Source organism: Burkholderia sp. 28_3, from assembly GCF_003253915.1.
Taxonomy (GTDB): Bacteria; Pseudomonadota; Gammaproteobacteria; order Burkholderiales; family Burkholderiaceae; genus Burkholderia; species Burkholderia cenocepacia.
Window position 1 is genome coordinate 38,838 of the sequence record NZ_QKZF01000026.1, and the last position, 16,982, is coordinate 55,819.

A 16,982-nucleotide genomic window follows, 5' to 3' on the forward strand; every position below is an offset into this window, starting at 1 on the left:
GTGTCTGCTCGTTGTTGGAAAAGGAGCGGCCAGCTTCGACAGGAAGCGGAAGGCAGTCAGTCAAGAATCCGAATCCCGGCGGGCCCCGGTTTAGGGCGTGGCGGTTGCATGCGGCGCGAGCTATCCCCAGGGGATAGCTCCATGGAGCGCTAACGAACGCTGCACGCCGAGATCAGGGGGGACAACGCCGATGCTGCGGCAGATGGTCGATCCCAGGCCTGCGACAGCTTGGCGTTGTGCCCAGCAGCGGAACTATCCCCAGGGGATAGCTCTACTGGCGGCCATGGGCATCTAGTTTCACCGCCTGGCATGCCGACTCATTTGCTGGCGAGCAGATTGCGTAGCCGCTCGATGTGCTGCTTGGCGACTTCTGGCGGCACTGGCTTACCCTGCGGCTGAGGTGGCGGTGCTGGTGGTGGTCGCTCGTTTGGTGGGACGGATGCCGATGGCGCGTCTTTCTTGGCCCAGGCATTGAACTCGCCATGGATGGCGCGCTGGATGATGCCGAACAGATACCCCGCAGGATTGCGTATGCCATGACTGCTGCATCGTGTGGCCCATTCGTCCAGCACGGCCTGTCTCAGCGCGGCATCAACCTGCTGCAATGCCACCCTGGCACCTGTCTGCTGCTCTGCCTTCAGTTCCGTGAAGCGCTTGGGCCATTGCAGATCGCCCAGCGCGCGCGCCTGCGCGGTAGTACGTACTTCATTAATACGACTACTACGTACTGTACGGGCCTGCTTCGGATTCCGAAGAGAGGCGTTTGGCACGGGTTTCGCCCCTGCTTCGGATTCCGAAGATGGGTCATCCGCATTCCGAAGAAGGCTCGATACTCCTTCTTCGGAATCGTGGGCGGCGTCCTCCTGTGGATAACTTGCGGCGGCCGTGATGCCTTGGCTGGCGAGGCGTTCTGCCAGAACCTGCAGCCGCGACGGCAATGTGCGCCCGGAGAGCAGCGGATCTTCCGCGATCTCCTTAAGGGTGTTCAGGCCGACCATCTGGACGGCCTTGGCCGAATGGCCGAGGGACTGGCTGACCAGTGCCAGGTAGTCGGCGTCGAGCTGCATGGCCTCGAAGGGCGTCAGCGGTTCATCGTGCAGAACGTAGAGGTTGCCGAGGATGCGGCCGGTCTTGGGGTCACGCCGTCGCCGCACCAGGCTCAACCATCGGGTGAGGCGCAACAGCGTCAACGCTCGGGCCACGGTTTCATGCGAGGCCTGCCCGGCGCAGGGCATCGATGCCAGCCAGGGTCGAAGCTGCTCATACGTCGGGAAGGCTGTCACGCCATCGTCGTTGAGCATCAGCCGGAACACCTGCCAGGCGTTGCGCTCCAGCGGCGTAAGGCGACGGTCGAGGAACAGTCGCCGCGGCACGGTCTCATGCCGGTTGCCGCTGAAGAGGAAGGCATCGCCGGACGTGGCGGGCGTCGGCGCAGGCATAGGTGCTGGCGCACTGGGCTTGGGCACGAGGTCTTTCAAGGCGGCGTCGAACAGGTCCGCGAGTGCGACGGGGCCACGGCGTGGTGCGGTGTCGTCCACGGCCATGGCTCAACCCAATCCTTGATCGACCCAGCTCTTGATCGAGGCCCAGACCACCGACAGAGGCAGCGACATGCCTTCGGCCAAGTCCATGGCGGCGTCGAGAATGGAGGTTTCGTCTTCGAGATCGACATTCCTGCTGCCGGTCACGGCCTTCCATTGCCGCCACAGATCCGTGTCCTGTTTCTCGTCCAGCACGGGGTGGCGGCCCTTGCGCTTGGGCAGGCCGAGGATTTCGCGGCGAAGCGCCACCTCTTGGTGGGTCAGGCCATAGAACCGACTGACCATCTCGGTGCTCGCACCCAGCCTGAGCATGCGATCGACCGTGGCGATTTCCTTCTCCACGTCCTGCGCCTGCTTGAGTAGTCGCCGGAGCACTTCGCGGTTGACCGTCACCGAGCACCAGGAGACGTTGGCGTTGGCGAGCACGCTGATCAGCGCGGGATGCTTGAGGGCGTCCAGTTCTTCCTCACCAAACCCCATCAGTTTGCACCGGCGCAGTTGCCCATTGCGCAGGTCATAGAGGGCCTGCGCGATGACGGCCTGGTTGAGTGGGTGTGGTGCGGACATGCTGGCCTCCCTCGCTCACGTTCCAAGGTCCGCAGCGCCGGCTTCAAGATCGAGCAGGCGCCGGGCCAGCCGCAGCAGCCGGAACAGCTTGACCAGCGCGGTGTCGCTCAATCGCTGGGCCGCATCACCCTGGCCGTGCAGCAATGCCGGCAGGTCGATGACGATTTGCCCGTCGTGCAGACCGACGTCGGCGGGCCGCTGACCGGCCAGGCACGCCAACAATGCGAGGACGGAACGGCCCAGCGGCGCCGGACTTTGGGTGCGGGCCCGGCAGGCGAAACCGATACCCTCTGCACGGTCATCAATGCACTCGTCCAGGTCTGCCTCGCTCGCGATTTCGCGGGCGAACTGTGCGATGTGGATGCGCAAGCGCTCGGCAGTATCCAAGCCGGGATCGATGTACCAGACATCGGAGATCGGATAGAGCCCGCCAGCCTGCACGGGGATGGACTGCAAGACGCTCGCCGAGAAGTCGGGAGGCAGCGCATCGCCCAACTGATCGGCGACCATGCGCTGGATGGACTGGAGCCGTTCGGTCGTCGGTGCCGGCGAAACGATGTGCTCCCGAAGCAGATCGCTCCCCGCCGCAGGGCTGGCCGGACCCGCCTGACTGGTATCCGTGTCGCTCTCGCGCGCAGGTCGGCCTGCAGGCGGCGCTGCCGATGCAGCCCCTGCGGTGGGTGGCGCGGTGTTGGCAGTTGGGCGCGCGATGGTTTCCGACTCCGGCTCCGGCAACGCAGGCGGCGTCGAGGGCGGCGTTGGGTCGCTGATCAAGGCGCGCTGCCGGCTTTCGGATTCGGTCATGTCCAGGGCGAGCACGTCGTAATTGACACCCAGCAACTCGGCCATCTGGCCGATCAGCTCGTCCTGTACGCGCTGCGCGGAGAACTCGTCGGCCTGGACGTCGAATTGCGACAGCGCTTCCTGGAAAAATTCGTCGAAGTCCTGAACCAGGGAGCGGCCCTTGGCGTAGCGCTCCCACGCGAGCATGCAGGCTTTGCGCATGACCGACAGGCGTTCGACCTGATGGCGACCGAGGCCGCCATAGAGCACGGTGGGGATCGCGGGCAGGAGATACTGCACCGCGTCGTTCATGCGGCTGATGTGCGACTGTTGTACCGGGAAGCCATCGGCAGCGAGGCGGCGGGCCAGCTCGGACTGGCTCAAGGTAGTGCCGCTTTCTTGCTCGTAGAACTCGCGTGCCTTCTCGACGCCGAGGGCGCGCTCGATGAACGTGAGGCCCCCGCGTAATTCATTCTCGGCCAGGTGGCCGGTCAGCATGACGACTTCGCCGCGGCTGGGCCACGGCCGGAACAGGCACGATATACGGAAAAACCGCTCGTCCTTGGTCTCTGACCATAGTTCGCGCAGGATCGCCAGCCGCGTATTTCCGCCGTTGCGGATGATGTAGTGGTCCTCACCTGGTCGGCGAGTGATGGCCGGCGCCGCGTCCAGACCGCGCTCGCGGATGGACGCCTTGATTTCCTCGTAGGCCGGGTTGCGTTTTTTCCTGGGATCGTGGTCGTAGGGGCGCAACTGATCTAGGGTCACGACCATGGGTGTGTCGGCGATCGGGTCGCTCAAGGTCGAGGCTGACGGGCCGCTGCGCTCGAACCCGGCCGCGAGCAGCTTGCCAGCCATCTGCTGGGAGGTGATCTCAGCCATGGCCGCCTCCCTGCGCTTGGTATCGGGCCTCGCGCTCGGCGCGGCGGATTTGCGCACGGGCATTCAGGGTCGCCCGGTGGTCACTGGCCGTCGAGCTGGTGTAGATCGCGGCGCAGCCAGGCTTGGTGAACTTGAGGTGGCCGCCAGGCGTGCGTTTGACGTGCCAACCTTCGCCAACCGCGAACTCGATCAGGGCGCGAAGCCGCTTGTGGCCTCGGGCAAGCTCATGTGCGTTCGCCATGGAACCTCCCGGCATCAAGAGGGTGTGGCGGACGGCCGGACACCATGGCAAATCGGTGCCGCCATTGCGGAAATAGTTCGTCTGCGAGGCCGCGCATGGTGTCGAGCGCGGCGGGGGCGACTCTGCCCGGCGGCTGGCGGTATTCGACCCGATGCACTGGCAATCCGCGCGTAGCTGCACGCGGATACGCCTCGATGGCCGGCACGTCGGTGGCCAGCACGCGGATGCCGGCATGGTCCTGGAAAAGATCGCGCAGGGCCTGCTGGATCAGCCGTGCATTGGCTGACACAGGGTGGACGCGATTGATGAGCAGATGCAGAGGTGGAGGCTCGATGCCCAGGTGCCGGTAGGGCGCAATGTCTTCGAGCAACTGCATGGTGCCGCGCCGCAGCTCGCGCGCCGCGAGGATTTCCGGGGTCACGGGCGACAGCGCGAGGTTGGAGGCGAGTACCGCCATCTCCAGCAGCACCGATCGCGCGCCTTGGGTGTCGATCAGTACCAGGTCATAGAGAGGCGCCAGGACCGGCAAGAGATGGCGCAACCGCAGGCGGCCATCCGGCGCGTGCAGCAGCAAGGTGTTCAGCTCGCCTCGGTGGTCGTTGGAGAGCACCAAGTCCAGGCCCGCGACGATCGTGCGGGACACAAGCAGCCCGAGGTCGCGCTCGTTGAAGGCCAGCAACTCGTAGATGCCACCAGGTGCGCGGTGACCTAGCTCGTAGTACGAGGACAAGGTGGGCTGCACGTCGAGGTCGAGCAGTAGCACACGCAGCCCCGCGTCGGCGGCAAGCCCGCCGAGGTTCGCGGCCGTGGTGGTCTTGCCGACGCCACCTTTTGTTGAAATGATGGATACGACCTGCATGGCGTTCTCCGTGTGAGGATGGGAAGTCCGCTGGAGAACGGGTCAGGCCCGGTTGTTGACGCGCTCGGCGATCCACTGATCGATCTCGATGGAGTCCCAGCCGACCGCGCGCACGCCCAGGCGCAGCGCCTTCGGGAACAAGCCTTTGCGCATCAGGTTGTAGATGTGGGCGCGTTTGAAACCGGACTTGGTTTCGACTTCATCAAGCCGCAGGATGCGGCGCTCGCTTGCGGGCAGTGCAGGTGTTTGCGACATGGCGGTCACTCCTGAACGCTCAGTGGCGTTTGTTGGCGTGACCTCCATTCAATAGACATGGATGGGAAAAGACATTGCAAATGCAATCTCCGCGATTGCACATACAAGATGGAAAACCTCAGACTGTCGCGCTACGCAGCCGGCGTCTGGCCGTGGCGAACTTGCCGTTTAGCGTCCGCTCCGCGATCCCCATGGCGCCGCTGTGATGGGCGACCAATGCACTGACCACCGCCTCCTGCGTCTTGAAGCTGGAGTACGGCACGCCCGAAGGCGACTGGCCGAGCATCAGGTCCAGCATGCTGCCGATAATGTTCAGGTAGGTGGCTTCGGCGCGATCACTGATCAGGCACTGTGCGCCAGCAGAGGGCGCCATCTGCTTGAGAAGCGCCCCGTGCTTTTCCTGCAACTCATGCAGTTGGCGTTTGTACTGGTCCAAGGTGGATTTCAGGGCCAGGCGCTCGACTAGCATCGCCTGCCCAGTTTCCAGCGAGATGAAGGGATGGGTGATGCGCTCGCTTCGGGAGAAGAGGAAGCCCGGTCGTTGCTCGGGATAGTGTTGGCGCATCCAGCGCTTCAGATCGACGTGGCGCACCGTCAGATCAGGGGAGTCGATCAGCGTGGAATCGCGCGTCGTGATGCCGTTCTGCCCGAAGGGCAGTTCTCCATTGAGGATGCCGTCGAAGATACGTTCGGTGCAAAGTCTCAGCTCGGCGCAACGTGGGCAGTCCAACGACTGCGGCAGGCGCCTTGGCGACGAAATCGAAGCCAGGATCACCTGCTCGTATCGCAGCAGCCCGGCCCAGCGGATGGACGCTTCGATCGGGCGATAGAACACCTTTGATGTTGGTGCATCATTCTTGTTCTCGTGCATGCTCCGTCTCCTTCCAGGAGAAGAACTACATGACCGACTCCTTTGTCACCGACCTCATGGTCGGCCTGTCGTCTGTGCAGGAAGTGGGCACCGAAGGCCGCTTCGTCATGTGGTTTGAATACTGCTCACCAGTTCGCGCAACTGGTAGTCGTCGTGTGCTCGATGTGCAAAAATTCATCGATTAGAAGGTCGAGCATCGGGACGTAGGCTCGACAGTGACGCTCACGCTATCAGGGTCGTGAGAAGTTACGGTTTCTGCAAAACCGTCTAGGTATGACCTGATATGCCAGCGGTCTCAGGAGGCGTTAAGGGGCCGCAATCGTCGTCGAATGTCCAGCCGGACGCAGCAAACCCGCGTCTGTCATGCTTGCCCCGTCATCCTGATATATCGACAAAGAATCGTGTGCGGAAACGCGGTGGCCAGCGTGCGCGTTCTTTCAAAGGAGCTTGAGCAGAAGGTCCTTGTGAGTTGTGGTGCAGGCGTTCCCAGCATCCGACCTGTGCCATCACCAGAACCATCTGCCTGATCGTCTTCACGATGATGGATGCGGGGCAGACAACCGGGCGTGGATGATGAGTTCGAGGCAGTCGCCTACGACGATGTACCGATCGTGGGTCTGGTGTACTGAGTGCAGCTCTTTGGACGTCTGTGGAACTCTTTGGACGAATTTGTTGCCGAGGACGAAAAACAAGGCTACAATTGAGGTCTTCGCTGGCCAGTCCAACGAAGAAAGTGTTTGGGAAACAACGACTTACTGTCCTAGTACACGTCTCGTCTCCCGCTCCAGATTTTTCTGGCAGCGTGTAGTACGGCGAAGCGCTGCAGGTGCAGGACAATGCGGGAGTAGCTCAGTTGGTAGAGCGCAACCTTGCCAAGGTTGAGGTCGCGAGTTCGAGACTCGTCTCCCGCTCCAAGTAATGGGGAAGCCACGCTTCCCTTTTTATTTGATGGACCTCCGGTCCTCGAATGAAAATCTGTCGCTTGCCTCACGGCATCCGGACAGTCCGCTTTTGGCGCGATAGCAAAGCGGTTATGCAGCGGCCTGCAAAGCCGTTTAGGCCGGTTCGACTCCGGCTCGCGCCTCCAGAAAAAGCCCCGCTTCGGCGGGGCTTTTCTTTTTTCTGCGCCGCTTTCCCCCGTGGACGAAGAGGTCGCGCCGTGGGCTCCCTCTGGGAGGGCACTGCGGGTGCGTTCGTCGCGCCCAACTGACACGGCGTGGCGCGGTGGCTCTGGCCGGTCGAATCCCGGCGAGATCGCGACCGGGTTCCCCGACGCACGGGCCGACTGATGCGGCGGACTCGATCATCTGGCGCCAAAGCATCGCGGACATTCTGAGCATGCGCGCGGAAAGGTTGCTGAACGAAACGGGCTGATCATCTTCAGGGATGACGCCGCACAGCCCGTGGGGCAGTTCCACCGAGGATGCCGGCACGGACTATCGTCGCGGCATCCTCGCTCGCCCGTCAGCAGAAACTGGCGGGATCTTGATCGGCGTGCGGATCGTGGCGCGCCTCACATATTCTCCCGGAAGCGCGGTTTCCTCATGTAATTTAATCATTTCGGAGGAGGGCGCGGCCGGTAGCGGGTTGTCGGCGCGTCACGTTCGATAGACTCCAGCCGTTTTCGGTTGCGGTCAGTTTGGTGCAGCACATGTCAATGCGCCAGACCGAGACTTTGTATGCGAAATCACGTCCGACCCGGATGTGCACAATTTGCAGCGAGGAGATCCATGCAACACCGGACGGCAGCCCCTTATTTCGTTGTGGCAGTCGGTATCGTGATCGCGTGCGCGCTGATGGGCCTGTGCGTGCTACAGCTATTCCAAAGCCGTCACGACGCCCTGGAGCGGGCCAGCGAAACCTCGCGCAATCTCGGCCTGATGGCCGAGCGCGACATCGAGCGCAACCTCGAACTCTACGATCTGTCCTTGCAGGCGCTGATCCATGGCCTGCAGCGGCCTGACGTGATGGCTGCGGCGCCCGCGCTGCGGCGGGAAGCGCTGTTCGATCATGCAATGACGGCGCAATTCATCGGTTCGCAACTGGTGCTCGATGCCGACGGGAATATCATTCTGGATTCGGCCAACGACGTGCCGCGCAAGGGCAATTTCGCCGATCGCAGATACTTCACGATCCACCGCGACAATCCGAACGTGGGGCTTTACGTCAGCGATCCATTCGTGTCGCGCTTGCGCGCCGGTATGCTCAGCATTGCGCTGTCGCGGCGCATATCGAATCCGGATGGTTCGTTTGCCGGTATCGCGCTGATCGCCATCAACCTTGAATATTTCCACAAGCTGTTCGCAGGGTTGTCATTGGGACAACACGGCTCGATATCGCTGATCGGAAAGGACGGCATCATGGTCATGCGGCAGCCGTACGACGTCCGGACCATCGGTCGCGATATCGGCAAAGCGGCAACCTTCCAGCGCTTCCGGAGCGCGCCCGAGGGTTCATTCTCGGAAACGGCATCGATCGACGGCGTGCGCCGTCTCTACTACTTCAAGAATTTGCCGACGCTGCCTCTGATCATCATGGTCGCAGAGGCGGAGCAGGATATTTATGCTGCGTGGCGACGTCGTGCGGAGACGATCGGCCTGCTGGTTGCGACGTTCGGCGCAGCGTTCATTGCGCTATCCGTGTTTCTCGGTGTGCAACTGCGGCGTCGGATGCGCGCGGAGTCCGAGCTTGAGTTGCTGGCACGCACCGACGGGCTCACCGGTCTTAACAATCGCCGCAGTTTTGGGGAAGTTCTGGACCGGGAGTGGCGCCGTGCGCGACGAGCCCATTCCGTTTTTTCATTGCTGTTTGTCGATGTCGATCGTTTCAAAGCCTACAACGACACCTATGGTCACCAGGCGGGGGACGATGCGCTGGCTGCAGTCGCGCGCTGCATCGGCGAAAACATTCGCCGACCGACCGATACGGCGGCTCGCTACGGCGGAGAGGAATTCGTCGTGTTGCTCCCTGACACGCCACCGACGGGGGCAGCCCAGACTGCTGAACGAATACGCGCGGCGATCAACGAACTGGCGCTTGAGCACGCCGGAAGCGAATACGGGCGTGTGACTGCCAGCATCGGGTTGGCGAGTTGGACACCGGATCAGGACGGCGATCCCGGTGCGGTCATCAAGGCGGCCGACGAGGCGTTGTATTACGCGAAGGCAGCCGGTCGGAACAAGGTTTCCGCTTTCCAGTCGTCGATTTGACGGTGATTGGACCCGAGCAGGAGTCTCAACGTTACTTTGGGCTCGGGTATGTCGGTGCGTCTACGTAGACGCACAATTCCATGACGAATCGTTGCGCGCGAAATTCGGTCGGAAGTCATGTCGAACGGGAATGAGCGATGCTGCTGCTTGCCGGCATCTTTGAATCGTCTTTCCGGAGATCGATATGACTTCAGATGCGAATGAGCGGGGCACACGCGGATCGCCACGAAATTTCTTGACATGTCGCACCGGCGAACTCGACGTGGCCTACGAAGTATCGGGCCCGCTTGACGGACCGCCGCTGGTCCTTGTCCACGGATGGCCCGACGATGTTCAGTGCTGGGACAAGACTATCCTGGACCTCGGATCGAGTGGTCAGCAGTTCCGAATCTACGCGCCCTATCTGCGTGGATCGGGACCGACACGCTTCTTGAATGGCGACACGATGCGCAGCGGCGCAATTGCAGCGCTGACCCTTGATTTGTCGCAGTTCGTGGAAGCGCTGGATTTGACGAACGTCCTCCTCGCCGGGTACGACTGGGGAGCGCGCGCGGCGTACGGCGTCGCGGCGCTGTTTCCCGAAAGAATAAACGGTATGGTTACCGCCGCGGCGGGCTATGCCACCGCGATGCCGGCCAACGAAATGCCCTATGAACTGGCCAACGCGTATTGGTACGAGTGGTATGTCGCGACGACGTATGGAATGAAGGCCTATCGAGAGGATCGCGAACGGTTGTGCAGATACTTGTGGCACAGCTGGTCGCCCGCTTGGCCCGACAGGGAGAGCGACTTTCAAGCCATGATCGGCTCTCTCGACAATCCCGACTGGGCCGACATCAGCCTTCATGCTTACCGACAGCGCTGGCATGATGCGCCGGGCGCAGGTCAGCACGAGCAGATAGAACGACAATTGGCGGCTTCGCCGATGATCCCTGTCGACACCATCATGCTCCAGGGTGCGGAAGATCGTGACAATTTGCCCGTCACGTCTGAAAACAAGGAGCGGTACTTTTCCGGGCACTATGAACGCCGCCTGCTGCATGGAATAGGACACTTCGTCCCGCGCGAGGCGCCAGATGTCTTTGCGGAGGCCATACGCGCGATTGCCGGGCGGTGAGCTCATGATCCTGCGGCCTGACGACCGGAAGAGAGGTTTCCTGCATCACCTGAAGCCGTCGCGCACGGCGCACGCGACGTGTCGCAAGCCATCATCACCCATCCACCGGCTGCGCCGGCGTCTCGAGCTTCAACTGATAGAACGCCGCATCGAGCCAGCGGCCGAACTTGAAGCCCGCCTCCGCGATCGTGCCCGCGTGCACGAACCCCAGTTTCGTATGCAGCGCGATGCTGCCGGCATTGGTCGCATCGATGCAGCCGACCAGCACGTGCACCTGCGCTTCGCGCGCCCGCCGGACCACTTCGCGCAGCAGCCGTTCGCCGAGCCCGCGACCGCGCTGGTCGTTGCGCACGTAGACGCTGTGTTCGACCGTGTACTTGAACGCCGGAAACGCGCGGAACGTACCCCAGCTCGCGAAGCCGAGCAGTTCGCCCGCTGCGTCGACGGCGCCGAAAACCGGGAAGCCGCCCGCGCGTTTCGTCGCGAACCACGTGACCATCGCTTCCGGCGGGCGCGGTCGATAGTCGTACAGCGCGGTCGAGTTCACGATCGCGTCGTTCAGGATCTCGAGGATGGCCGCCGCGTGTTCGGCCTCGCTGCAATCGATCAGGCGCACGTCGTCGCGCTGCGTCGGGGAATTCATACGGGTTCCTTCCTGTTGGCTCTGAATCGGTTCCACACACGATGCGCGCGTCACGTGCTCCGCACGCCGCCGGCGGATGCATCGCAGATCGCGACGACATAGCGCGCGGCATGCGACGACGGATTGCTGAAGATCAGCGGCTGGTCGAGCCGCATGGCCAGACAGTCGCCTTCGTGAAGTTCGTGCAGCACGTCGCCGAACGTGACGTCGACGCGGCCGCTGATGATCCACACCTGCTGATGCAGCGCGCTTTCGCGCCCGCCGCTGTCGTACGCGACGCGCGCGCCGGGCGGGAAATCGACCTCGACGAGCTGGATCGGCGACGGCCAGCCGGCCGGCGACAGGTTGCGGCGCACATAGCCGGACGCCGGGTCGCGCCATTCGGCCTGCTGCGCGCGCCGTGCGAGCGGCTGGGCGGGCGCGTCGTCCCGGTCGCCGCCGAACAGTCCGGCCAGCGACACGCCGAGGCCGGCCGCGAGCTTGTCGAGCACGACGGCCGTCGGGCTGGCCGACGCGCGTTCGATGAGCGAGATCATCGAACGGCTGACGCCGGAACGCGCTGCCAGCGTGTCGAGCGTGTAGCCTCGAACGGCGCGCAGGCCGCGCACGCGCCGGGCAATGCGCTCGTTGATGCCGGTATCGTCGGCCGCGGTGATCGCTGATTCTTTCATAATGGATTTATTGTCCAGCAAGCTGGAATTCGATGTCAACGGTATTTCCCGCAGCGGGGCGGCAGGAGGCGAGACACGAACGGCTTGCCCGGTCGTCTTGCGCAGCGTAATATACGAAATAGCTACGTTTCGTTTAATTGGGGATATATGGGCATCATCAAGATTTCCGAGCATATGCATGAGCGGCTGCGCTCGACGAGCACGGCGTTGAGCCGTTCGATCAACGCGCAGGCCGAACACTGGCTGCGTGTCGGGATGCTGGCGGAACTCAACCCGGCGCTGTCCTACGGCGACATCTGCAAGATGTTGATCGAGGCCGAGGCGCGGGGCGGCGACGTGGGGCCGGCAGAGACGGCCGCGCACGGCATCGAGCAGGTGGCGTGATGGCGAAACGCGAAATTCCGATCCGCGGTGCCGCGGAAATCGCCAAGTCGCGCGAAGCCGCGAAGCTCGCGTCGCAGGTGCTGACGATGATCACCGAGTACGTGAAGCCGGGCGTCACCACCGACGAGCTGGACGCACGCTGCCGCGAATTCATCATCGACGAATTGGGCGCGATTCCCGCGAACATCGGCTACCACGGCTATCCGAAGACGCTGTGCACGTCGGTCAACCACGTGGTCTGTCACGGCATTCCGACGTCGCGGCCGATGCGCGACGGCGACATCGTGAACCTCGACATCGCGGTGATCAAGGACGGCTGGTTCGGCGATACGAGCCGCATGTATTTCGTCGGCGAACCGAACGAACTCGCGCGGCGGCTCGTCGCGGCGACCTACGAGGCAATGCACGCCGGCATTCGCGCGGTGCGTCCCGGCGCGACGCTCGGCGACGTCGGTTATGCGATCCAGCAGGTCGCCCATCGTGAAGGGTTCAGCGTGGTGCGCGAGTATTGCGGGCACGGCATCGGCGACGTCTATCACGACGAGCCGCAGGTGCTGCATTACGGTCGCCCGGGCACCGGCCTGCCGCTGCGGCCGGGGATGATCTTCACGATCGAGCCGATGCTCAACGCGGGCAAGCGCGACACCCACGTGCTGGCCGACGGCTGGACGGTCGTCACGAAGGACCATTCGCTGTCCGCGCAATGGGAGCACATGGTCGTCGTGACGGAAACGGGTTTCGAGGTGCTCACCGAGGACGCGAAGCCCCAGGCGTTCTCGGCGCTTCCGGGCACGCACGCTGCCTGACACTGGCAGGGGTGCGCCGCGCACGGCGGCGTAGCGTTGCAATGGAAGCGTTGCAATGAAACGGGCCCCTTCGCGGGGCCCGTGTCGTTCACGGCGGCCGGCGCCGCGACGCCGCGGCGCTTAACCGCGCGCCTTCTCCCAAGCGTGTTCGACGAACACGCGACAGAGTGCCTCCATCCCTTGGCGGTCTTCGTCGTCGAAGCGCGCGGCGACCGGGCTGTCGACGTCCCACACGCCGATCAGCGTGCCGTCGCCGGCGACCAGCGGCACGACGATTTCCGATTCGGACGCCGCATCGCATGCGATATGGCCGGGGAAGTCGTGCACGTCGCGCACGACCTGCGTCTCGCGGGTCTGCGCGGCCGTGCCGCACACGCCCTTGCCGAGCGCGATCCGCACGCACGCGGGCTTGCCCTGGAACGGTCCGACCACGAGCTCGGTGCCGTCGAAGAAGTAGAAGCCGGCCCAGTTCAGGCGATCGAGCGAGTGATAGACGAGCGCGGAGAAATTCGCCGCATTCGCGGTCAGGTCGCGTTCGGATTCGACGAGCGCGCGCGCCTGCTCGACGAGCGTCGCGTATTGATCGGCCTTGGAGGCGGTAGGGTCGTTGGACAGCGTGAACATGGCGGAAAGCGATAGGGGTTGTGAAATGCGCACTCGCGCGTACCGCAGTCTACGGCACCCGCGCGCGCTCTGCAGCGTGTGGTCGTGCGTGACGCGGCGCGCTCAGTCGGGTTCGAGTTCGGCGAACCGTTCGGCCAGGAAATCGAGCAGCGCCCGCACCGCCGGCAGCAGCCCGCGGCGCGACGCGAACACCGCGTGCACGATTTCGCGGCGCGGCGCCCAGTCCGGCAGGACGGTCGTCAGCTCGCCGCGCGCGACTTCATCGCGCACCATCATCGTCGGCAATTGCACGACGCCGACGCCCGCGACGGCCGCCGCGCGCAGCGCGAGCATGCCGCCCGTCACGAAGCGCGGCTGGTGATGGATTTCCGCCTGCGCGCCGTCGGGCCCGCGCAGCCGCCACACGTGCGTGGACTGCGGCACGCCGTGGTCGAGACTCGGCAGGCGCGTGAGATCGGCGGGAACGGTCGGTACACCGTGCTCGCGCAGCAGTGCGGGGCTCGCGACGAGACACTGGCCGCGCTCCGCGAGCACGCGTAGCGCGAGATCGCTGTCCTCGAGTGGCGGCGGGCGCACGCGGATCGCGACGTCGATCCCTTCGCCGACCACGTCGACGCGCCGGTTGGTCGCTTCCAGGTGGATCTCGACGCGCGGGCACGCGGCCATGAACGCGGCGATCATCGTGCCGACCAGCGAATCGAGCAGCACGATCGGGCAACTGACACGCACGATGCCGCGCGGCTCCTCGTGCAGCAGCGCGATCGCCTCGTCGGCGGCGTCGGCCTCGACGAGCATCGCGCGGCAATGCGCGTAATAGGTCTGGCCGACGTCGGTGACCGTGAAGCGGCGCGTCGAACGCTGAATCAGCCGCATCCCGAGCCGCGCCTCGAGCAGCGCGATGCGCCGGCTCAGCTTCGATTTCGGCATGTCCAGCGCGCGCCCGGCCGGCGCGAAGCCGCCGTGTTCGACGACCTGCACGAAGTAATAGAGATCGTTCAGATCCCGCGCTTTATCGTTCATGAAATGGAACGCTGAGTGCGATTTCGGCAGTCTACCGGATCGTTCGTTCCATCTCTATATTGTCACTCATGGATGCGAAACACGGGTTTCGCCGCAATATGGAGAAGGGCAATGAAGAAGATCCAGGGTGTGTACAGTGCGCCGCGCGGCCATTGGGTCGGCGACGGGTTCCCGGTGCGTTCGATGTTCAGCTACCAGTCTCATGGCACGCATCTGAGCCCGTTCCTGCTGCTCGATTACGCCGGCCCCGCGACGTTCGAACCGACGACCGCGCCGCGCGGTGTCGGCCAGCATCCGCACCGCGGGTTCGAAACGGTGACGATCGTCTATGACGGCGAAGTCGCGCACCGCGACTCGACCGGTGCGGGCGGCACGATCGGCCCGGGCGACGTGCAGTGGATGACGGCCGCGAGCGGGATTCTGCACGAGGAATTCCACTCGGAGGCGTTCACGAAGCAGGGCGGCCCGCTCGAGATGGTGCAGCTGTGGGTGAACCTGCCCGCCGCGGACAAGATGGGCGCGCCCGGGTACCAGACGCTGCTGAACGCCGATATCCCGGTGGTCGAGCTGCCGGACGGCGCCGGGCGGGCGCGGATCATCGCCGGTGAACTCGACGGGCGGCGCGGCCCGGCCCGCACGCACACGCCGATCGACGTGTGGGACGTGCGGCTCGTGGCCGGCGGCCATGCGCGGTTCCCGGTCGCCGAAGGGCGGACGCTCGCGGTGGTCGTGCTGAGCGGCACCGTGCAGGTGAACGGCGAGACGGTGGCCCGCGAGGCGCAGTTCGTGCAACTCGGCCGCGACGGTAGCGACGTCGAGATCGAAGCGAACGGCGACGCGAAGCTGCTGATCCTGAGCGGCGAGCCGATCGACGAGCCGGTCGTCGGTTACGGTCCGTTCGTGATGAACTCGCAAGCGGAGATCCGTACCGCGATCGAGGACTTCAACAGCGGCCGCTTCGGCCAGATGCCGGCATGACGGCATGACGGTGTGACGAGCAGGCCCCGCGCAATGCGGGGCCTTTTTTCGCGCGTGGCACGCGGTCGCGCGCGTGGGGCGGTTCGAGGCATAATCGACGGTTGTCGCGCGCCGGTCGGCGCGCCCGAATCAGGACCGCACATGAACGCATCCGCACCTGCCGCATCCCCGCGTACCGCCGATCTCGACTGGCGCTGGAAATCCTTCGACGCGCTGACCGCGCGCGAAATCTATTCGATCCTGGAGGCGCGCAGCGCCGTATTCGTCGTCGAACAGAATTGCGTGTATCGCGACATCGACGATGCGGACCAGGCCGCGTGGCACCTGGCCGCCTTCGATCCGGCCGGCCGCCTGGCCGGCTATCTGCGCGTGCTGCTGCCCGATGCGCAACACACCGACGTGCGCATCGGCCGCGTGCTGACGACCGCCGCGTTTCGCGGCGCGGGCCTCGGCAACGGGCTGCTGTCGCGCGCGCTCGAGCATATCCGCGCGCAATGGCCGGATACGCCGGTAAGCCTGCATGCGCAGGCTCACTTGCAGCGGTTCTACGGGGCATTCGGCTTCACGCCGAGTTCGGACGTGCACGACGAGGACGGCATCCCGCACGTGTGGATGAGCAGCGCACGCGCGTGACGCGCGCTAGGCGCCGCCGCAGTCAGTGCGCGGCGCGTGCGACGGGCGGTTTGTCCGCGCGCTGCGCGGCGCGCTCGCCGATCAGCCGCCCGCGCGCGGATAGCCGCAGCCAGTGCCGCAGCGCGATCAGCGCGCCGATCACGCTCATCATCGAGCCGGGAATCCACAGCAGCAGGCCGCCGATCTGCTGGTCGCGCAGCGGGCTCAGCCACGTGAACGCGCGGCCGCAGATCGAGTAGATCGGATACAGCTCGTGCGGCGTGAAGAAGATCAGCGCGCCGAGCGCGATCTGCGGCGGGATCGCCGCGACGACGATCAGGATCCGGCGGCCCGGCGACAGCCGCGCGGGCGGCGCGGGACGCGGATCGACGACGAGCCACCAGAACAGCAGCCCGTCGATCACCATGCTCCAGTTCATCACGCGATAGAGACGCCAGTCGAGCATCGCGATGAAATGGATCGGCGACAGCAGCCAGAAATAGATCAGCCCGACGAACAGCACGACCGCGACGACCGGATGGAACACCACGTCGAGCGTCGCGCGCACCGGCGCCCATGCGAGCGCGGGGCGCACGAAGCGCTGCCGCCAGCGAAACGGAATGCCCGCGCGGATCGCCGCGCCAGGATAGGACAGCGCGATGAAGAACGGCCCGAGGTGATGCAGCACGAGATGCTGCGCGCGGTGCATGAAGAATTCATGCTCGAAGAAATAGTCGAGCCGCGTATGCAGCGCGATATAGAGCGCCGTCAGCCCGAACCAGAACGAGAACTGCCGCAGCGGCGACACCTTCGCCTTTTTCACGCCGCGTGCGAACAGCACGGCGGCCGCCAGCACCGCGATGACCACGGTCGGCGACGGTTCCCACGGATCGAGCCAGTACAGGAGGTTCATCGCGCG

19 protein-coding genes and 2 tRNA genes are annotated in these 16,982 nt (G+C 64.4%); 9 read left to right on the forward strand and 12 right to left on the reverse strand.

Annotated elements, in window-relative coordinates; translation table 11 throughout:
- Positions 1-317: 317 nt before the first annotated feature.
- The 7 genes from DFS13_RS34120 to DFS13_RS34150 form a co-directional block, all read right to left on the reverse strand.
- Positions 318-1,544 (reverse strand): STY4528 family pathogenicity island replication protein, encoded by a 1,227-nt coding sequence (locus DFS13_RS34120; RefSeq protein ID WP_009459721.1) that lies wholly within the window; start codon positions 1,542-1,544, stop codon positions 318-320.
- Positions 1,545-1,547: 3 nt separating this feature from the next.
- Positions 1,548-2,108: a DUF2857 domain-containing protein gene (locus tag DFS13_RS34125; protein ID WP_009459723.1), complete on the reverse strand. Its 561-nt coding sequence runs from the start codon at positions 2,106-2,108 to the stop codon at positions 1,548-1,550.
- A gap of 15 nt (positions 2,109-2,123) precedes the next feature.
- Positions 2,124-3,773, reverse strand: coding sequence for a ParB family protein (locus DFS13_RS34130; protein WP_009459725.1), 1,650 nt, complete (start codon positions 3,771-3,773; stop codon positions 2,124-2,126).
- Positions 3,766-4,014 (reverse strand): hypothetical protein, encoded by a 249-nt coding sequence (locus tag DFS13_RS34135; RefSeq protein ID WP_019726333.1) that lies wholly within the window; start codon positions 4,012-4,014, stop codon positions 3,766-3,768. The genes DFS13_RS34130 and DFS13_RS34135 overlap by 8 nt, the downstream gene beginning before the upstream one ends.
- Positions 3,998-4,873 carry a ParA family protein gene (locus tag DFS13_RS34140; protein WP_009459727.1) on the reverse strand — a complete coding sequence of 292 codons (876 nt, stop codon included), beginning with the start codon at positions 4,871-4,873 and terminating at the stop codon, positions 3,998-4,000. The genes DFS13_RS34135 and DFS13_RS34140 overlap by 17 nt, the downstream gene beginning before the upstream one ends.
- 42 nt (positions 4,874-4,915) lie before the next feature.
- Positions 4,916-5,128: an AlpA family transcriptional regulator gene (locus DFS13_RS34145; RefSeq protein WP_009459729.1), complete on the reverse strand. Its 213-nt coding sequence runs from the start codon at positions 5,126-5,128 to the stop codon at positions 4,916-4,918.
- Positions 5,129-5,246: 118 nt separating this feature from the next.
- On the reverse strand, positions 5,247-5,999 hold the full coding sequence (locus tag DFS13_RS34150; protein WP_019726332.1) for a hypothetical protein: 753 nt from the start codon (positions 5,997-5,999) through the stop codon (positions 5,247-5,249).
- A 29-nt stretch (positions 6,000-6,028) separates the two neighbouring features.
- Here DFS13_RS34150 and DFS13_RS40460 point away from each other — a divergent pair, with 29 nt between their 5' ends.
- The 5 genes from DFS13_RS40460 (at position 6,029) to DFS13_RS34170 (ending at position 10,325) form a co-directional block, all read left to right on the forward strand.
- Positions 6,029-6,184: a hypothetical protein gene (locus DFS13_RS40460; protein WP_019726331.1), complete on the forward strand. Its 156-nt coding sequence runs from the start codon at positions 6,029-6,031 to the stop codon at positions 6,182-6,184.
- A gap of 653 nt (positions 6,185-6,837) precedes the next feature.
- Positions 6,838-6,913 (forward strand) — tRNA-Gly (locus DFS13_RS34155).
- Positions 6,914-7,012: 99 nt separating this feature from the next.
- Positions 7,013-7,086, forward strand: a tRNA-Cys gene (locus tag DFS13_RS34160).
- A 643-nt stretch (positions 7,087-7,729) separates the two neighbouring features.
- Positions 7,730-9,208, forward strand: a complete 1,479-nt coding sequence (locus tag DFS13_RS34165; RefSeq protein WP_006482189.1) for a sensor domain-containing diguanylate cyclase — start codon at positions 7,730-7,732, stop codon at positions 9,206-9,208.
- Positions 9,209-9,392: 184 nt separating this feature from the next.
- Entirely contained in the window at positions 9,393-10,325 is a 933-nt protein-coding gene (locus tag DFS13_RS34170; RefSeq protein ID WP_048989498.1) for an alpha/beta fold hydrolase, read from the forward strand.
- A 94-nt stretch (positions 10,326-10,419) separates the two neighbouring features.
- Here the strand turns inward: DFS13_RS34170 and DFS13_RS34175 are convergent, their stop codons facing one another.
- Entirely contained in the window at positions 10,420-10,968 is a 549-nt protein-coding gene (locus tag DFS13_RS34175; RefSeq protein WP_006482197.1) for a GNAT family N-acetyltransferase, read from the reverse strand.
- 50 nt (positions 10,969-11,018) lie between these two features.
- On the reverse strand, positions 11,019-11,639 hold the full coding sequence (locus DFS13_RS34180; protein ID WP_111442701.1) for a helix-turn-helix domain-containing protein: 621 nt from the start codon (positions 11,637-11,639) through the stop codon (positions 11,019-11,021).
- A 147-nt stretch (positions 11,640-11,786) separates the two neighbouring features.
- Here DFS13_RS34180 and DFS13_RS34185 point away from each other — a divergent pair, with 147 nt between their 5' ends.
- Entirely contained in the window at positions 11,787-12,023 is a 237-nt protein-coding gene (locus DFS13_RS34185; RefSeq protein ID WP_006482191.1) for a ParD-like family protein, read from the forward strand.
- A complete protein-coding gene (map, locus tag DFS13_RS34190; protein WP_111442702.1) occupies positions 12,023-12,829 on the forward strand; it encodes a type I methionyl aminopeptidase in 807 nt (268 codons plus the stop codon). The genes DFS13_RS34185 and map overlap by 1 nt, the downstream gene beginning before the upstream one ends.
- Before the next feature lie 120 nt (positions 12,830-12,949).
- On the opposite strand, the gene DFS13_RS34195 is transcribed toward map, so the two are convergent.
- A complete protein-coding gene (locus DFS13_RS34195; protein ID WP_006482190.1) occupies positions 12,950-13,453 on the reverse strand; it encodes a GAF domain-containing protein in 504 nt (167 codons plus the stop codon).
- A 102-nt stretch (positions 13,454-13,555) separates the two neighbouring features.
- Positions 13,556-14,473 carry a LysR family transcriptional regulator gene (locus DFS13_RS34200; protein WP_048989496.1) on the reverse strand — a complete coding sequence of 306 codons (918 nt, stop codon included), beginning with the start codon at positions 14,471-14,473 and terminating at the stop codon, positions 13,556-13,558.
- A 111-nt stretch (positions 14,474-14,584) separates the two neighbouring features.
- Between DFS13_RS34200 and DFS13_RS34205 the strand changes: the two genes are divergently transcribed.
- Both DFS13_RS34205 and DFS13_RS34210 read left to right on the forward strand, forming a co-directional pair.
- On the forward strand, positions 14,585-15,451 hold the full coding sequence (locus DFS13_RS34205) for a pirin family protein (protein ID WP_006482192.1): 867 nt from the start codon (positions 14,585-14,587) through the stop codon (positions 15,449-15,451).
- 141 nt (positions 15,452-15,592) lie between these two features.
- Positions 15,593-16,084, forward strand: a complete 492-nt coding sequence (locus DFS13_RS34210; protein WP_006482188.1) for a GNAT family N-acetyltransferase — start codon at positions 15,593-15,595, stop codon at positions 16,082-16,084.
- A 22-nt stretch (positions 16,085-16,106) separates the two neighbouring features.
- Here DFS13_RS34210 and DFS13_RS34215 read toward each other — a convergent pair whose 3' ends face one another.
- Entirely contained in the window at positions 16,107-16,976 is an 870-nt protein-coding gene (locus DFS13_RS34215) for a cytochrome c oxidase assembly protein (protein WP_006491689.1), read from the reverse strand.
- Positions 16,977-16,982 lie beyond the last annotated feature (6 nt).

What these genes read in the sequence shown, in the direction of transcription:
- DFS13_RS34120 (WP_009459721.1), bottom strand. Translation starts at nt 1,544, where the DNA reads ATGGCCGTGGACGACACCGCACCACGCCGTGGCCCCGTCGCACTCGCG.
- DFS13_RS34210 (WP_006482188.1), top strand. Translation starts at nt 15,593, where the DNA reads ATGAACGCATCCGCACCTGCCGCATCCCCGCGTACCGCCGATCTCGAC.
- DFS13_RS34175 (WP_006482197.1), bottom strand. Translation starts at nt 10,968, where the DNA reads ATGAATTCCCCGACGCAGCGCGACGACGTGCGCCTGATCGATTGCAGC.
- DFS13_RS34205 (WP_006482192.1), top strand. Translation starts at nt 14,585, where the DNA reads ATGAAGAAGATCCAGGGTGTGTACAGTGCGCCGCGCGGCCATTGGGTC.
- DFS13_RS34135 (WP_019726333.1), bottom strand. Translation starts at nt 4,014, where the DNA reads ATGGCGAACGCACATGAGCTTGCCCGAGGCCACAAGCGGCTTCGCGCC.
- DFS13_RS34180 (WP_111442701.1), bottom strand. Translation starts at nt 11,639, where the DNA reads ATGAAAGAATCAGCGATCACCGCGGCCGACGATACCGGCATCAACGAG.
- DFS13_RS34130 (WP_009459725.1), bottom strand. Translation starts at nt 3,773, where the DNA reads ATGGCTGAGATCACCTCCCAGCAGATGGCTGGCAAGCTGCTCGCGGCC.
- DFS13_RS34215 (WP_006491689.1), bottom strand. Translation starts at nt 16,976, where the DNA reads ATGAACCTCCTGTACTGGCTCGATCCGTGGGAACCGTCGCCGACCGTG.
- DFS13_RS34195 (WP_006482190.1), bottom strand. Translation starts at nt 13,453, where the DNA reads ATGTTCACGCTGTCCAACGACCCTACCGCCTCCAAGGCCGATCAATAC.
- DFS13_RS34150 (WP_019726332.1), bottom strand. Translation starts at nt 5,999, where the DNA reads ATGCACGAGAACAAGAATGATGCACCAACATCAAAGGTGTTCTATCGC.
- DFS13_RS34145 (WP_009459729.1), bottom strand. Translation starts at nt 5,128, where the DNA reads ATGTCGCAAACACCTGCACTGCCCGCAAGCGAGCGCCGCATCCTGCGG.
- DFS13_RS34165 (WP_006482189.1), top strand. Translation starts at nt 7,730, where the DNA reads ATGCAACACCGGACGGCAGCCCCTTATTTCGTTGTGGCAGTCGGTATC.
- DFS13_RS34170 (WP_048989498.1), top strand. Translation starts at nt 9,393, where the DNA reads ATGACTTCAGATGCGAATGAGCGGGGCACACGCGGATCGCCACGAAAT.
- DFS13_RS40460 (WP_019726331.1), top strand. Translation starts at nt 6,029, where the DNA reads ATGACCGACTCCTTTGTCACCGACCTCATGGTCGGCCTGTCGTCTGTG.
- DFS13_RS34200 (WP_048989496.1), bottom strand. Translation starts at nt 14,473, where the DNA reads ATGAACGATAAAGCGCGGGATCTGAACGATCTCTATTACTTCGTGCAG.
- DFS13_RS34125 (WP_009459723.1), bottom strand. Translation starts at nt 2,108, where the DNA reads ATGTCCGCACCACACCCACTCAACCAGGCCGTCATCGCGCAGGCCCTC.
- DFS13_RS34185 (WP_006482191.1), top strand. Translation starts at nt 11,787, where the DNA reads ATGGGCATCATCAAGATTTCCGAGCATATGCATGAGCGGCTGCGCTCG.
- DFS13_RS34140 (WP_009459727.1), bottom strand. Translation starts at nt 4,873, where the DNA reads ATGCAGGTCGTATCCATCATTTCAACAAAAGGTGGCGTCGGCAAGACC.
- map (WP_111442702.1), top strand. Translation starts at nt 12,023, where the DNA reads ATGGCGAAACGCGAAATTCCGATCCGCGGTGCCGCGGAAATCGCCAAG.